The sequence below is a fragment of the Nitrosospira sp. Is2 genome (genome assembly GCF_033095785.1).
Lineage (GTDB): Bacteria > Pseudomonadota > Gammaproteobacteria > Burkholderiales > Nitrosomonadaceae > Nitrosospira.
Genome location: NZ_CP137134.1, coordinates 208623 through 223859, shown reverse-complemented (window position 1 = coordinate 223859; position 15237 = coordinate 208623). Strand labels below are relative to the sequence as shown.

Sequence of the window (15237 nt, the reverse complement as noted above, 5' to 3'; positions counted from 1 at the left end):
TATTTCAGCGCCTTCTGCTTCTTGATCCCATTCCGTGAAAATTAATAAATTATTAAAAGATAGATTTGAAAAATCCAGCTTATTAGCTATGTTGAATGAGACACACGTCGTGCCAGGAATAGTGACACCCGACTCAACCTCTTCCATGTTGATGATTTTGTTACAAGAAATAGAAGAGGCTCAGAAACGGAAACGGGGGGACAGAATAGCGGCGCCGAACAGAAATGGATTTAGAAGCGGCATAGCGTGGTCACGGTGTAATCGAAGATGCTCAACTTATCTGAGGAAAGCTGTCATGCGAAAAGTCCGATACTGTTTGTATTCACTCACTGCAGGCGTGGTGTTATCTACCTCCATCCATGCCTGGGCTGTTCCTTTCAATCAAACCAACCTGGTTAGCAGTGATCTGGTGGCGCACCCAGCGCCAATTGGGGATCCCGATATTAAAAACGCATGGGGTATGTCATTTGGTCCATCTAACCCATTCTGGATCTCCGGAAACGGTTCTGGAAAATCGGTGATATATAGCGTGGACCCGGTGACCCAGGTTCCCACCCAACAGCCACTGAAGGTAACGATTCCCGGCAATGGCAGTGTGACAGGCCAGGTCTTCAACAGCAATGCGGCATCATTCAATGGTAATCAGTTTCTCTTCGTGAGCGAAGACGGCACGGTTTCCGGCTGGCGGCCAGCGCTGGGCAGCACGGCTGAAGCTATCGCCCCGGCGTCCTCGGCCAACGTTTACAAGGGTGTTGCCCTGGGCAGCGTCGGGGGTAATGATTATATGTACGCGGCGAACTTCAGGGCGGGCACGATCGATGTCCATAAGGGCGTTAACGGAGCTCCGTCCCTACCGGGCTCGTTTAGCGATCCCACTCTCCCTGCGGGATATGCGCCCTTCAACATTCAGAATCTCGACGGCTCGCTCTACGTTGCTTATGCTAAACAGGACGCGGACAAATCGGATGAGGTCTCCGGGCCGGGAACTGGCTTTGTCGATAAATTCAGCCTGAGTGGCGACTTTATCGGTCGAGTGGCTTCCGGGGGGGCACTGGATGCGCCATGGGGCATGGCGATTGCGCCATCCTCGTTCGGTAACATGGCGGGTGACTTGCTGGTGGGTAATTTCGGCGACGGCCACATCAATGTTTATGACGCCACCACCCACGCATTTCTTGGGCAAGTAACTGGTGCTAACAATAGCCCGCTTGCGGTCGACGGATTATGGGCCATTTCGCCAGGAAATGATGGATCGGCAGGAAGCAGCCATCTGCTGTACTTCACTGCAGGGCCCGACTCAGAGGCTAACGGTCTGTTTGGCGTTCTAACCCCCGTTCCGGAGCCCTCGGAATATGCGATGATGCTGGCTGGTCTTGGGGTATTAGCGCTTCTGATCAGGCGCCGCACTCCCACTCCCAGCTGAAGACCGCGACATATTTCAATCGGCTTCTCATGAAAAACCCGAGCCTCCCCGCCGAGGCTCGGTCCTCATCACTCCAGGCGGTGCTACGGTTCGAATCAAAATGCTTGCCTCTCAAGAGGTGTGGAGGAGCCTCACGCCGGTTGTACGAAATGGCGGGATAAGGTCCGTGTCGATAATAAACGAGTCTGCAACCCGAATGGATCGTTCATTCCGGCGTTAATATTTTGCACAGCTCAACTTCACTCATCGGCGCAAAATCGCCAGCCAACGCGCCATGTTGAGAAGTGTCATCAGGGAAGCGGCAACGTAAGTCCACGCCGCGGCGCTGAGCAGGCGCCGGGCGTGCGGTAGGTCCCCATCTATCAGATAATGCCCTCGCTCCAGATTCGGCAAGGCGCGGGCAAAACTGGCATTCAACTCCATCGGCAAGGTGAGTGCGTGCACAAGCGCGGTGCTTCCCAGGGTCAGAAGGCCGCCGGCAACGAACAGCAATCCTGCCGCCGGAGACCGTGATAACGTCATAATCACAGGAGCCAGCATCAGGATACCCGCGCCCAGCTTCTCCACGGGCGCAACCCATTGGACCAGTCTGGTACGCAAGGCAAGGGGGGCGTAATTATCATGGTCCTGGATCGCATGCCCTACTTCATGCGCCGCGACCGCTACGGCGGTCAAGGAGCGACCGTTGAACTTATCCGGCGTGAGACGGACTTTTTTTGCCAGGGGATCATAATGGTCGCCTGATTCCGTTACCTCCACGCCGATATGTTGCAAATTGGCCTGGTCCAGCAGGTCGCGGGCGAGTTGGGCGCCGGTAAACGAATAGCGATTCGCCGGTTCGCTATACTTTTCCATGGTATGTTTGACCCAATAGGAAGGTCCGACAATCAGGAGAATGACGAAACAGATCAATATCAGATAAAGCATGGCAGGAAATATAGTAAAAAAACAACTGGATCTGGATAGGCTAAATGACGGCTTATCAACGTTGGATCGTCAGGGTTTCAAATAATTTCTTAATTTTAAATTGTGCCAGACTGAATGCGTCAACAATACCATTTAGCGTAGGAGAAAAAGAGGCCTGCACCCGGCCTGTGTAACACGCCCTCGATATTGGAAGTTCATGTTTGTGTTCCCTCAGCGCGACGGGGCGGGCAACGTTGATTTTGTCATCCAGGTACGTTTCTCGGTCAGGCCTATAGATTGCATTGCATTTTTGGTCCCTTTGCTCACTTTTCGAATTTTTCGCGCTCTTCTGCTGTATTCATTTTCGTTCATCTTTAACGTCTTGGTTTTCAATTCGTCGAGCAGCTTCCTGCCACCGCCTGGCGCTTCAAGATTTCTTTAGGGCCGTGCCCCATTTCCGTAAGTAAAATCCGATGAGGTTCTTCAATCTTAAGGAGAGTCGAATGAAGACAAAATTACCCTGTCTTGGGTTAGTTGCCGCAACCATTTTATTGGGTGGCGTAAATCAGACTCAGGCCAGCACTTATGCTGTCACTGTACTCAAGAGCCCGCCGGGGGCATTTTATGATTCTCCCAGTTCCCTTAATAACTCAGGACAAGTCGTTGGAGACAGCCTTGTTGCGACTGCGACCGTACACGCAATGCTATGGGAGGCCGGCAAGGTAACCGATCTTGGGACATTCGGCGGAAATTATAGTTACGCCGAGGCCATTAACGATGCCGGAGTAATTGTTGGTTTTAGTGTAACTTCTGCCGGCATTAACCGCGCCACGCTCTGGAATGGCAGTGCGGGTATTGATCTTGAACCATCGAGCAAACTGGGCGGCTACGCTTCCGATATCAATCACCTGGGGCAGGTTGTGATAAATAGACCTGCTGATGCCGGGTCTACGCATGCTGTGCTTTGGAGTAACAATACCGTCACAGATCTGCCTGTTTTTCCCGGTAGCAGAATTTATAGTAACGCCAGCGCGATCAATGACGCCGGAGAAATTGTCGGATCCATCACTGACCTTGATTCCCTTCTAACGCGTGCCGTCCTATGGCACGGGAATACCGTCACGGATTTGGGTACATTGTATGAGAACTTCAATTCAGCCAATGACATCAGCAATACTGGAGAGATTGTCGGGGATAGCGTGGTAGCCAACGGAATACGGCATGCCACTCTCTGGTCCGGGTCCACCATTACCGATCTTGGTGCGCTGACTCCAATCTCGGGCTCCGACAGCGAAAGTGTTGCTAACGCTATCAACGATGCGGGGCAAATCGTTGGCTATAGCATACTGGACCATAATCCGCGCGCAACCGTGCAACATGCGACATTGTGGGACCATGGCGAAATGATAGATCTTAATGGTGTCCTCGATCCTGCTTCCGCGAGGATGGGATGGGAAATTGTCAATGCTTCCGATATTAACAATAACGGAGCCATAGTAGCGGATGCATGGCAGCACGGGTTCCAACACGCCATATTGCTGACCCCTGTACCCGAACCGGAAGCTTTCATGCTGCTGCTGGCGGGGCTTGGATTGCTGGGATTCAAGATGCGTCGTCGCATGATGGATTTCCCGAGGCAATACGGGTCCGTCAGGCATGAAGGCGGTTTACCTGGCAGTCAGGCTCAAGCTGCAACTTTCTAGCTGCTGGTTCAATTAACTAAAGAAATAGGCTCGCTCGACCGCTGGAGTGAGACCAACTCAACAGTTCGATCGATTCCCCAATTATCGTTTTACTGATTGTAGCGCCCTGACCATTTAACTGGAGCAGCGCGGCGTTCCAACTCTCTCCTCCCTACCTGTCGAATCTTACAGGTACCTCATATTATCGCTTCATCGCGCCCCGATTCTGCCGTAGGATCAGTAGGTGAAACTTCCCATGGGTGGTGGCGCTCGCGCAGAAATCGTCTCGCTGCGCGATGATTTGACATTGCACTTGCTGATACCTGCGATACACGTTGCGGACGAGGCACACAAACCCGGAGACGTCATCGGTAAGGCAATTCGTCGTCCGTATAACCGCGGATATGGCTGTGCCCCAGGCATGTGCGTGCAATGGCCGCCGCTGCTTCGCTCTTTGTCTGACTCACTGAAGGTATCGTCGCTGGCAATGGGATTGCTTGAAGTCCGGGCAATTACCACGCCATAGCTGGTCATGCATTGGTAGACCAGCATCACGCGATTGCTCGATATGCCTGAATTCAACTAAAAATTTTTATTGGGAGCGAGGTAATGTTAAGAAAAATCGGCAAGCTCGTCCTTGATGAAATGCCCGACGGAATTGTCATCACCACTATTGATGGAATTGTCATTTACTGGAACAAGGGTGCTGAATCGGTATTCGGCTATACGGAGGCCGAGGTACTGCAGCGCTCGCTTGACGAGTTGATCGGGACGCCGAATCAGCAGACGTGGAAGATTGAAAATAATCTCAAGGATATTAGGCGGAAGGAGGTCTACGTCCAGGAAGCATTATGCCGGAGAAAGGACGGGGGGCTCATCCATGCGGACATATCGAGCAAAGTCCTGTCGATTGAACAGCAACCAAATGATCTTGTACTGTTCAGCTGCAAGGACATAACTCATCTTAAAGCGTTGCGCGACGCCAAGTTGATCGGTACCAAATTTGGCAACTTGCTGGATTCGACGCCTGACGGGATTGTCATCGTGAACTCGACAGGCCGCATTGTGCTGGTCAACACCCAGGCGGACAAGCTGTTCGGATATCGAACGGGCGAACTAATTGGCCAACCGGTGGAGGCGCTGCTACCGCACCGCTATCGCTGCCTTCACGTTGGTCATCGAGCCAATTACTTCGCCCAGTCCCACACCCGAACAATGGGCGCCGGACTGGACTTGTATGGTCTCCGAAAGGATGGCGTCGAGTTTCCACTCGAGATCAGCCTGAGTCCCATTCAGACAGACGAAGGGATGTTCAGCATGAGCGCGATCCGTGACACCAGCGAGCGGAAAAAAGCGGAACAGAAATTCCGCGATCTGCTGGAGTCGGCGCCGGATGCGATCGTGATCGTCAATGATCAGGGCGAAATCGTATTGGTCAATTCGCAGACCGAAAAGCTTTTTGGTTATCCACGCGAGCAACTTCTTGGCAACAAGATCGAGATGCTCATACCTGCACGTTTCAGAATGCATCATCCCCGTATGCGGAGCAGCTTTGCCGCTGCCCCGCGCCCGCGGCCTATGGGGGCCGGGCTGGAACTGTATGGTTTGCGAAAAGACGGGAGCGAGTTTCCTGTTGAAATCAGTCTCAGTCCGATTCAAACCGAAGAGGGCACGCTGATATCCGGTGCCATCCGGGATATCTCGGAGAGAAACCGTATCAAGGAAATACACACTCAACTCCGGCGCGATCTTTCTGAGCGCGAGATTGCGGAAAAGGCGCTTTTTGAAGAGAAGGAACGCCTCCGGGTCACGCTAAGCTGCATCGGGGATGCCGTCATTACGACTGATGTGGCGGGAAAGGTGACCTATCTCAACCCGGTTGCGGAAGCCATGACAGGCTGGGTTTCCCAAGAAGCGTATGGCCTCCCGCTGCCCGAGGTATTTCAGATAGTCAATGCGCTTACAAATGAACCCGTTCCCAACCCGATCGAGAAAGTGCTTCGCGAAAAGGAAAACGTCAGCCTCACGCCGCATACGCTGCTGATACAGCGAGGCGGCAAAACTTTTCCGATTGAAGACTCGGCAGCGCCGATACGTGACCAGCATGGCGAAATCATGGGCGCGGTGCTCGTGTTCCACGATGTCACCCACGCGCAGAAAATGGCGCTGGAGATGACGTATCAGGCCACCCATGATGCGCTGACCGGCCTTATTAACCGGCATGAATTCGAGCGGCGCCTTGAGCACGCATTGCAGACGGGCAAGCAGGACGGGAAGGAGCATACATTGCTTTATCTCGATCTCGATCAGTTCAAGGTGGTCAATGACACCTGCGGCCATACCGCCGGCGACGAACTGTTGAAACAATTGACGGGCGTGCTCCAGGCCAAGCTGCGCAGTAGCGATACGCTGGCGCGTCTGGGCGGCGACGAGTTTGGCGTGCTGCTCGAAAGCTGCCCGACGGCCCCCGCCCTTCGGATAGCCGATCTGTTGAGGCAGACAGTGCATGAATTTCGCTTCGTGTGGGACGGCAAGATCTTTCCACTGGGTGCCAGCATCGGGCTGGTGACGTTCAGCGACGGAGAGGAAACCCTTTCCGATGTTATGCGCATGGCTGACGCCGTCTGTTTCCTTGCCAAGGACAACGGGCGCAACCGGGTTCAAGTCTATACCTCCGAAGACAAGGGCCTGGCCAAACGCCGTGGCGAGATGGGATGGGTAGGGCGCATCCAGAAAGCGCTGGAGGAGGATCGGTTTGTGCTCTACACGCAAAAAATACTGCGGCTCTCCGATCATCCCGAGGGTGGCGATCACTATGAAGTGCTCCTGCGCATGAAAGGCGAGGACGGGATGCTGGTGCCGCCGATGGCTTTCATCCCTGCTGCGGAGCGCTATGGGCTGATGCCCCAGCTCGACCGATGGGTGATCGTTACCGCGTTTGCGCAATACGCGGACCGCCACCCGCCCGGCAGCCCGCTTGGCACATGCTCAATTAATCTTTCAGGTACGTCGATTTGCGACGAGAGTTTATATGAGTTCCTGATCGAGCAATTTGATCTGCATAAGGTTCCACCCGCCGGAATCTGCTTCGAAATTACAGAAACCTCGGCAATCGCGAACCTGATCCAGGCGAACATGCTGATCGGAAAATTGAAGGATCTCGGCTGCCGCCTTTCCCTGGATGACTTCGGCAGCGGAATGTCCTCCTTTACCTACCTCAAGCATTTGCCGGTGGACTACCTAAAAATTGATGGCGGGTTCGTTAAGGACATGGTCACTGACCCGATTGACCGCGCTATGGTCGAGGCCATCAATAATATAGGGCACGTGATGAAAATCGAGACGATTGCGGAGTTTGTGGAGAACGACGCAATTCTTGAGGCGTTGCGAGGAATTGGCGTTGACTACGCGCAAGGGTATGGAATCGAAAGACCGCGCCCGGAGAGTCGGCAACGGCCTGATTCAGAATTGGCCTTCGCCACGAACAGATCTCAGCGCCGGAACTGTTCACAATAATTCATCGTGCTGAAACGTCATTAGTGCAATCATCCGGGTCGGCCTGATCCACGGATGAGCGGTTAGGGCGGCGGCAAGAGGACGACCGAATGGTTATTGCGCTTGCCGGCTTGAAGAAAAAAGATCCCAGGCTGCCATAAACAAAGCGGCGATCACGGGGCCGATGACAAACCCGGTTAGCCCGAAAAGAACCATTCCTCCAAGGGTGGAGATAAGAACCATGTAATCGGGAATTTGAGTGTCAGCGCCGACGAGTATGGGCCGCAGGATATTATCCACCAAGCCTATAACGAATATTCCAAAGACGATAAGAACTGTTCCTTCGAAGATCGCTCCGGTAAGAAGGAAGTAGATTGCGACGGGTCCCCAGATTAACCCCGCCCCAATCGCCGGCAAAAGGGAAAGAAAAGCCATTACTGTCCCCCACAACACGGCCCCCGGAATTCCGAGAAACGCGAACATCACGCCTCCCAGCGCGCCCTGCAATGCGGCCACGGCAATGTTGCCCTTTACAGTGGCACGGACAACGGTGGTGAATTTGCTGAACAGGTGCCGCTTGTGTTCGGGGTGTAGCGGGATAGCAAGTCTTATTTTCTCAAACAAGATGTTTCCATCTCGCAACAGGAAGAACAGCAGATAGAGCATGACGCTAAAGCTTACGATGAACTCGAATGTATTTTGTCCGATCTTTAGCCCTTCCACGGCGATGAGCTGAGTTTCCTGGGCGGCGCCGTTTGATAACGTATCTTTTGCTTCTGAAAATTTTGCCAACCCGGCGCCATCGAGGAGATTGACGATCCATGGGGGGAGCATGCTGATAGCCTGGTGAAAATATGTGCTAAATTTCAGCTCTCCGGAGCTGATTTTCTGATAAAACGCGTGGCCCTCATGCAGCAGTGACGTTGTAATGAATGTCGCGGGGAGGATCACAATGACCAAGCAGAGCAGCAGCGTTGCAAGCGCGGCGAGGTTCTCTCGTTTAGGCATCCTGACCAGCAGACGCCGATAAAACGGCGTGAACATGATGGCCAGCACGCACGCCCAGAAAACGGCACCGTAAAACGGTAGCAGTATGGTGCCGAATGCCACGGACACGGCAACTAACAGGAGCAGGAAAGCTTTATGCTGAAGCTCGGTCGAATTCATGAAATCCCGATTAAAATGAGAATATTTCCGGCTGCGCCACTTGCCTGTTTCGGTGCTGAGCTTTCAGAGCCAACCCATCGATCAAATCCAGCGGGCGAGCAGGCGCGCGCCGAACTCTTTCAAGCGCGTGACAACGGAGCGCTGCCGCCAGTGTTCTAGCGTGACAAGATGGGAGGCCTCCATGTCTTTGTCATACATGGCTTTCATCTGCTCGCCGAACTCTTGACCTACAACGATGGCGTTGATCTCCTGGTTATGCGCGAAGCTGAGCCAATCGAGATTACTCGAGCCTATGGTGGACCAGACACCGTCGATAAGCGCTGTCTTGGCATGCAACATGGCATCCTTGCGTTCATAAATCTTTACTCCGGCGCTTAATAATTCGTCGTAGTACGAATGCGAGGCATAAAAAACAAGATTGGAGTCGGTCTCGTCCGGGAGCAGCAGTCGGACGTCGACATTGCGCCGCGCCGCGTTCCGCAAGGCCGCCAGTAAACGCGCGTCAGGCACAAAGTATGCGTTTGTCACATACGCATAGGTTTTCGCGCTGTCGATCGCCGACAGGAGCGTCACGTAAATCGGGTTATGCGGCTGATCAGGGGAACTGCCGAGGACCCTGACTATTTCGGTGCCCTTCTTGTCGATCGGGGGGAAATAGGACGCCCAATCGAGAGATTTTCCGTTCTGCTTGAGCCAGGTGGCCGCGAACAGTTTCTGGAACTCCCGGACGACGGGACCCTCGATACGCATATGCGTATCGCGCCAGGGCTTGGCCCCTTTCTCAGGCGGCTTCGATCTGAACGATCCGCTGGAATACACGCTGCTGATGTTTACGCCCCCTACGAACGCCACCTGGCCGTCCACTAGGAGTAACTTGCGGTGATCGCGTCCCATCTCCCACTTCTTGCGTATCAGCAGAGGATTGAGCGGATTGAACTCCAGCACGTTCGCTCCGGCATCGATGAGAGACCTGAAGAATTCTTCAGGCGTACTTGCAGAGCCGACGCTGTCATAAACGAGATTCACTTGCACCCCTTTCTTTTGCTTCTCCACCAGGGCGTCGGCGAAGCGCCGTCCAACTTCGTCATTCTCGATGCTATAGGTTTCCATGTTGATGTTGCTTTTTGCGTCCCGTATTGCTGCATACATGGATTTGTAAGTAGCGGGCCCGTCAAGCAGCAATGTCACCTTGTTCCCGGCCGTGAGAGGGCTTTCGGAGATTTCCTCTACCTGCGCAAGGTGTTTGGTAAAAATGTCTGTTTCTGCGCTCCCGTTTTTACGGGCCAGCATAAGCTTGCTTTGCCCGACGGAAAGCGCGCCGCGCGTCCCTTCGACGCGCACGGCAGGGCTCGTGTCCTGAGTATTGTGGGGTACTGGCAGGGAACCACAACCGACCAGCAGAACCCCGCAAACAACTGCTACATATTGTCCTCGCATGATCCGGTCTCCCTCCAGGCATAGGTTCATCTGATGAGCGAGAAGTCTTCCAACCGCATAAAAGGACGTGGTATTACCATGTAGCCGGGTTGGCGTTGTTCCACCTTGAACAGAGGCGCGTGGCGGTGTTCGATCGCAATGAAAAAGCCCGGAGCGGAAATCGCGCCACCGGTTTTTTTCAGGTATTTTTTCGTCTTTCATCCGTGAAATCTCTCATGCCCAGGCGTACGTGAGCAGCGTATAGACCATAGATGGGCGCACATCCTGCGGCATCACGGATCAAGCAAGCATTATGCCAGATAAAAGAAGTATAAATCTCAATGAGTTACGGTCCCCGATTTGCTAACCCGGGAATTGTTGTCAAGAATTGCGTCAGTGCTGCCGTTACCGACTGCATTCTCCCAGCGGGTGCGTCGCACGGCGGCGGGGGAAAGCGCATAAAGCCGCCGCGACAGGAATCAAGTTGGGCGGAAGGATCCCGGCTCCCCCAATGCCGAACTTGGTTGGTTTCAAACAGTGGTTGCTATCTAGAGGGGGACGGTCGAGCGGCGGTTGGAAGGGCACCCTTTTCCGGATGTACGCAGAGGTGCGGGACAGGGTGAACTATAACGGCGGTTGCGCGGCCTCTCTTCGCATGGATGCAATGCTCACAACAGCAAGACCCGCCAGCAGAAGGGCATAGGATTCGGGCTCAGGAACGGAAGATACCGGGGCGCTATGCGAACTGCCGAGCGAGGCGCCCTCGACATTCAGCACATCCAGTGCCCAATGTGAATCCCTGCCGTTGAAACCAGTGTGACCCGTGCCCTGGAAGCCATCGGTCAATGACCCCCTAGGAAAGTTGCTGTATTGGGTTACGGTGGCGGTATAACTGCCAGGGGAGAGAAGGTGCGTAAGGAACGAGTCCCAGGTGTGGCCGCTGACAGGGTCTCTTGCACTTAGCGCACCGCCGTCATCGCTGAAACCGATACGGGCGCCCGAGGAAGCGGCGAAAAGCGTGACCATCGGGTCAAATCCGCCGCGGGCTATGACTGTCCCTTCGGAATTGCTTCCACCCGCGTAGGACCATGTGCGCAGCGTAACCTCTCTAGCTGCGCCTGTGACGGCGAAATTAAATTCCTGTACCTCGTTAGCATTGCCGAAATTCCCGATAAAGGAAAAATCGGCAGCGTTTGCGCTTCCGCTGATCAGGCTGATCGCAACCAGCGCCTTGTACGTTTTCATGCCCGCTCCCTGAAGAATACATCCACCAAGAAAGCCCCTCGCCGCGCATTACATAGTAGATACGCATGGTGATGATATTGCCCGTCACCGGTTGCCACAATAGTAAAGCTGGGCTAGTGCTGGAGTTTTCCCCTGATCATACGTGCTATTAAAACGACAGCGGATTTTCTACCCCGTTGTTGCTAATACCACCGTTTCTGGGTTAGTCCGAGGCGTTGAAGTCAGGGTCATACTGCGGATTCTGGTGCGGCTTGCAGCTTGTCGGATCGTTATTTCGCCGGCTTGCGGCCCCTTTCCCTATAGATAAAGGATGGAGCGATTCGCTTTTAATAATCAACGGGGGACTGCGGGATGCCAGCAGGGCGATCCGCCAGGGGTTGGTATCAGGCGATGGATTGGAAAATGGGGCAGGGAAATCGAAGCAGATAGATCAATTCAGGCCTCATAGGCGCAGGAGAGGGTGTCGGAGCAATTGCGGAACGCGGGCATCCGCCAGCTCAACAAAAAAAGATAGTTGAGGTAGATCAGTCTGGAGAAGAAGCTGGCAGCGGCGCGATGCCCAGGCTGGGCCCCGTTTTCTTCGCCCAGAAAACTCGTGGCTCAGGCCAACCGACCAGGTTTTGCTTATGAATATACGGTTCCAGGGAGTCGCCCGAGGCCTCGTAGATTCCGTCACTGATGCGCTGGATGGCTCCGTCTGCGGTTCGGATATAAGGGACTAACCGGTTCATGGTCAGATCTCACGGAAAAACGGTGAGTTAGTATTTTAACGATGAGTTGTGAAAAATTTAACATTTTTTTGTGAACCATCGCTCATTTTGCCGTAACCGACGGATGCGGCTTGACGGGCGGTAAGTTTGCCCTGCTTCCAGCGAGGGGCGAGCAGTCTTCTCTATGAGTTTGCCACCCTGTTGTCATTCTGGAGAGTCGACAATGGAAAGACTTCATATTGGTGAGTGTTTTACCGCTCGTTAGGCGCGAAACCGCACAGACCTTGCGAGCGGCAAAACATAGTGTCTGGATCGCGTATCGAGCCGATTTGCGTGAAAAGGACTACCATCGTGAACCCCCTTCCCAGCTCAGTTCCCAGTTCAGTTTATAGCTCGGTTTACAGCAGTGGCACCTACACCAGGATCGGCCCTGCGCCTACCGGGAACAGTGAAGTCAACGCTTTGATTGTCGGCACCAAGTGGGGTAGCACCGGCCTCGGTGGAGGCGGGAAGGTTACGTTCAGTTTCCCGGTTTCCTTTGCTGTGGGCAGCAGCGGCCCGGCAAGTAGCGGCGCTTTCGGATACGCCGGTGAGCCGGACGACAGCGGGGAAGCCCTTAACGTTTCACAGATGCAGGCCGCGCGCGAAGCGGTGCAAAAGTGGGCCCGGGTTGCAAACCTCAACGTTAAGGAGGTGGCCGACACCGCCGACAGCCAGTTGGACGCTGGGGATAATAGCTCGGTAGGCGATATCCGCTTCGCGATGTCGAATTCGCCACCTACGGCCTGGGCCTACTATCCTGGGCAGGATAACAAGCCTTACGGCGGAGATGTGTGGCTCAACAAGAATGACTTTAACAGCCCGGCTGTTGGGGACTACGCGTACTACGCGATCATGCATGAAGTCGGCCACGCCCTGGGGCTGGAGCATCCGCACGAGAATAATGATAACGACATCATGAGCCTGTCCGTCGATGCGCTCAAGTACACCATCATGAGCTATCGGGATTACGTCGGAGACGAGATTGATGGTGTCGGTCCGAATTTTTTCCCTACCACCCCCATGCTCTACGATGTGCTCGCGTTGCAAATGATATACGGCCCCAACTCGAACTATCGGAACGGGAACGATACCTACAGCTGGGCGGCGGGCGCAAAGGTCTACGAGACGATCTGGGATGGCGGGGGCGTGGATACGCTGAGCGCGGCGAATCAGCCGCGGAATGTTGAGCTCCACCTGACTCCCGGAGTGTACAGCAAGATCGGGGAGGCCATATGGAATGAGCATGCATGGGTGCGGGACAATCTAGCGATTGCCTTCGGCGCCAACATTGAGAACGCAACCGGCAGCAGTTATGACGATACCATTTTCGGCAGCGTCGCGGGCAACATTCTTTCAGGGGGGGCGGGAAACGACACTATGCGCGGGTCCGAGTGGGCGGACCGTAACGTATTTGATAACGATAAGATGTACGGCGGGAGCGGCGGCGACTTCATGACGGGCCATAACGGCAATGATGTGATGAACGGCGGCGAAGGCAATGACTTTGTCATCGGGGACGATGGGAACGACATTCTGTCCGGCGACAGCGGCAATGATATCCTGAACGGCGGGGCGGGGAACGATCTCCTCATCGGGGGCTTGGGGAGCGATACGCTGAACGGTGGGGGAGGGTGGGATGAGGTCTCATACGCGACTGCGACCGCTCCGGTCGACGCAGACCTTTCCCTGGCGGGTGGCCGCGCAACGGCAGGTGATGGCGTTGACAAGTTAAAGGGCATCGAACAGCTGACCGGTTCTGCCTTTGACGATAGGCTTATTGGCGACGCGGGTGCAAACGCGCTGAATGGCAGGTTGGGCAATGACACGCTGCACGGTGGGGCTGGCAATGACAAGCTTACCGGCGGTGGCGGCGATGACCGGTTTGGATGGACTGCAACCTCCTTCAATAGCGGCGATATTCGTGCCGGCGAGCTGGACACGGTATCGGACTTCAGCAGCGATGATGCACTTGATTTCAGCGCCGCTCTTGAGGCGCTGCTGATAGCGAACGGTGCCCGCCTGAGCACGGCGACATCCGACATCACCTTAACGGAAGTGATGAGCGCATCGACCAACGTTTGTTTGAAGAATGGCCGCGACCTGTACATCGATTTGGACAGCAGTCACAGCATCACGGCAAATGATTACCATGTCCAGTTGACCGGATTGACCGCCAGCCTGAAGTATGACGCGGCAGCGGATATGTTTAACGTCTGATGCGACCGGCAGGTTTGATGCCGCTGACCTAGATCGCGTAATTGCCCCCTTTGACCCATGCGGCAGGTACGCCGTTATTGCTGGCGTAATCGGCGCCATCGCGAGGCAATGGTTTCCTGCCTCCTCGTTTGGTTGGACGCAAGCCGCGTAACAGCCGTCGCCAAATCAGGTATATTGCGGGGTTCCATAAAAGCATCCGGCCCGCATTCATGTCCTACCCCAATCCTGCCGCGATTTTCACCCGCTCATGGTCGCTCTACGATTTGCTGACTGAGCATAACTATATGTTTCATCGAGAGATCTACGCTGGGGTCGATGAGCTTCTGAGTCTGCGCGATGATTCACCCTACCGACTGCTGGATCTTGGCTGCGGCAATGCTCGCTATCTGGCGCCCTGCCTGATGCGCATACCGCCAACGTTGTACCGGGGCGTGGATTTGTCCGAGACGGCGCTGGCAGAGGCGCATGAGTACCTGGCGGAACTCCCCGGCGAGGTCGTTTTAACCCAGGGGGATCTTCTGGATGCGGTCGAATCGACCGCGGAAAGCTGGGATGTTCTTTTCACCGGATTTGCGCTTCATCATCTGATGACCGATCAGAAGGCGCGCTTTTTCCGCGCCGCCGGGCGATCCCTGTCGGAGAAGGGCTGGCTGATCCTGGTGGATGTCGTACGCGAGGAAAACCAGGACCGGGAAACCTATCTGGAGGGTTATCTGCGATTCATGCACGAGAAATGGACGGAGGTGCCTCGGGACCAACTGGAGGAAGCCTGTGCTCATGTGCGTGAACATGATTACCCCGAACCCCTTTCCACCCTGCAGGAAATGGCCCGGCAAGCGGGGTTGAGCCACATGCGACTGACCGGCCGCCACGCACAGCATCACACGCTGCTATTCACTCGTTCTGCCACGTCCGCAATGAAAAAGGGTTGACG

General features: G+C 54.7%; 11 protein-coding genes. 6 read left to right on the top strand and 5 right to left on the bottom strand.

Translation table 11 applies throughout. The features are described 5' to 3' along the window. Positions 1-295 precede the first annotated feature (295 nt). Entirely contained in the window at positions 296-1423 is a 1128-nt protein-coding gene (locus R5L00_RS00990) for a TIGR03118 family protein (protein ID WP_107692669.1), read from the top strand. A gap of 243 nt (positions 1424-1666) precedes the next feature. Here R5L00_RS00990 and R5L00_RS00985 read toward each other — a convergent pair whose 3' ends face one another. Next, positions 1667-2350, bottom strand: a complete 684-nt coding sequence (locus R5L00_RS00985) for a zinc metallopeptidase (RefSeq protein WP_107692670.1) — start codon at positions 2348-2350, stop codon at positions 1667-1669. A 482-nt stretch (positions 2351-2832) separates the two neighbouring features. Here R5L00_RS00985 and R5L00_RS00980 point away from each other — a divergent pair, with 482 nt between their 5' ends. From R5L00_RS00980 to R5L00_RS00970, 3 genes are all read left to right on the top strand, one after another. Next, positions 2833-4032, top strand: a complete 1200-nt coding sequence (locus R5L00_RS00980; RefSeq protein WP_317652899.1) for a PEP-CTERM sorting domain-containing protein — start codon at positions 2833-2835, stop codon at positions 4030-4032. A gap of 223 nt (positions 4033-4255) precedes the next feature. Continuing rightward, positions 4256-4537 carry a hypothetical protein gene (locus R5L00_RS00975; protein ID WP_317652897.1) on the top strand — a complete coding sequence of 94 codons (282 nt, stop codon included), beginning with the start codon at positions 4256-4258 and terminating at the stop codon, positions 4535-4537. A gap of 83 nt (positions 4538-4620) precedes the next feature. Further along, positions 4621-7527 carry a PAS domain S-box protein gene (locus R5L00_RS00970; RefSeq protein ID WP_317652896.1) on the top strand — a complete coding sequence of 969 codons (2907 nt, stop codon included), beginning with the start codon at positions 4621-4623 and terminating at the stop codon, positions 7525-7527. 93 nt (positions 7528-7620) lie between these two features. Here the strand turns inward: R5L00_RS00970 and R5L00_RS00965 are convergent, their stop codons facing one another. From R5L00_RS00965 to R5L00_RS00950, 4 genes are all read right to left on the bottom strand, one after another. Beyond that, positions 7621-8673: an AI-2E family transporter gene (locus R5L00_RS00965; RefSeq protein ID WP_317652895.1), complete on the bottom strand. Its 1053-nt coding sequence runs from the start codon at positions 8671-8673 to the stop codon at positions 7621-7623. Positions 8674-8754: 81 nt separating this feature from the next. After that, entirely contained in the window at positions 8755-10311 is a 1557-nt protein-coding gene (gene cls, locus R5L00_RS00960; protein WP_317652894.1) for a cardiolipin synthase, read from the bottom strand. 402 nt (positions 10312-10713) lie between these two features. Beyond that, complete coding sequence (locus R5L00_RS00955; RefSeq protein ID WP_317652893.1) at positions 10714-11334, bottom strand: DVUA0089 family protein; 621 nt, start codon at positions 11332-11334, stop codon at positions 10714-10716. 524 nt (positions 11335-11858) lie between these two features. Beyond that, a complete protein-coding gene (locus tag R5L00_RS00950) occupies positions 11859-12065 on the bottom strand; it encodes a hypothetical protein (protein WP_317652892.1) in 207 nt (68 codons plus the stop codon). 330 nt (positions 12066-12395) lie between these two features. Between R5L00_RS00950 and R5L00_RS00945 the strand changes: the two genes are divergently transcribed. Both R5L00_RS00945 and R5L00_RS00940 read left to right on the top strand, forming a co-directional pair. Beyond that, entirely contained in the window at positions 12396-14303 is a 1908-nt protein-coding gene (locus tag R5L00_RS00945) for a M10 family metallopeptidase (protein ID WP_317652891.1), read from the top strand. Positions 14304-14512: 209 nt separating this feature from the next. Next, a complete protein-coding gene (locus tag R5L00_RS00940; RefSeq protein ID WP_317652890.1) occupies positions 14513-15235 on the top strand; it encodes a class I SAM-dependent methyltransferase in 723 nt (240 codons plus the stop codon). Positions 15236-15237: the final 2 nt, after the last annotated feature.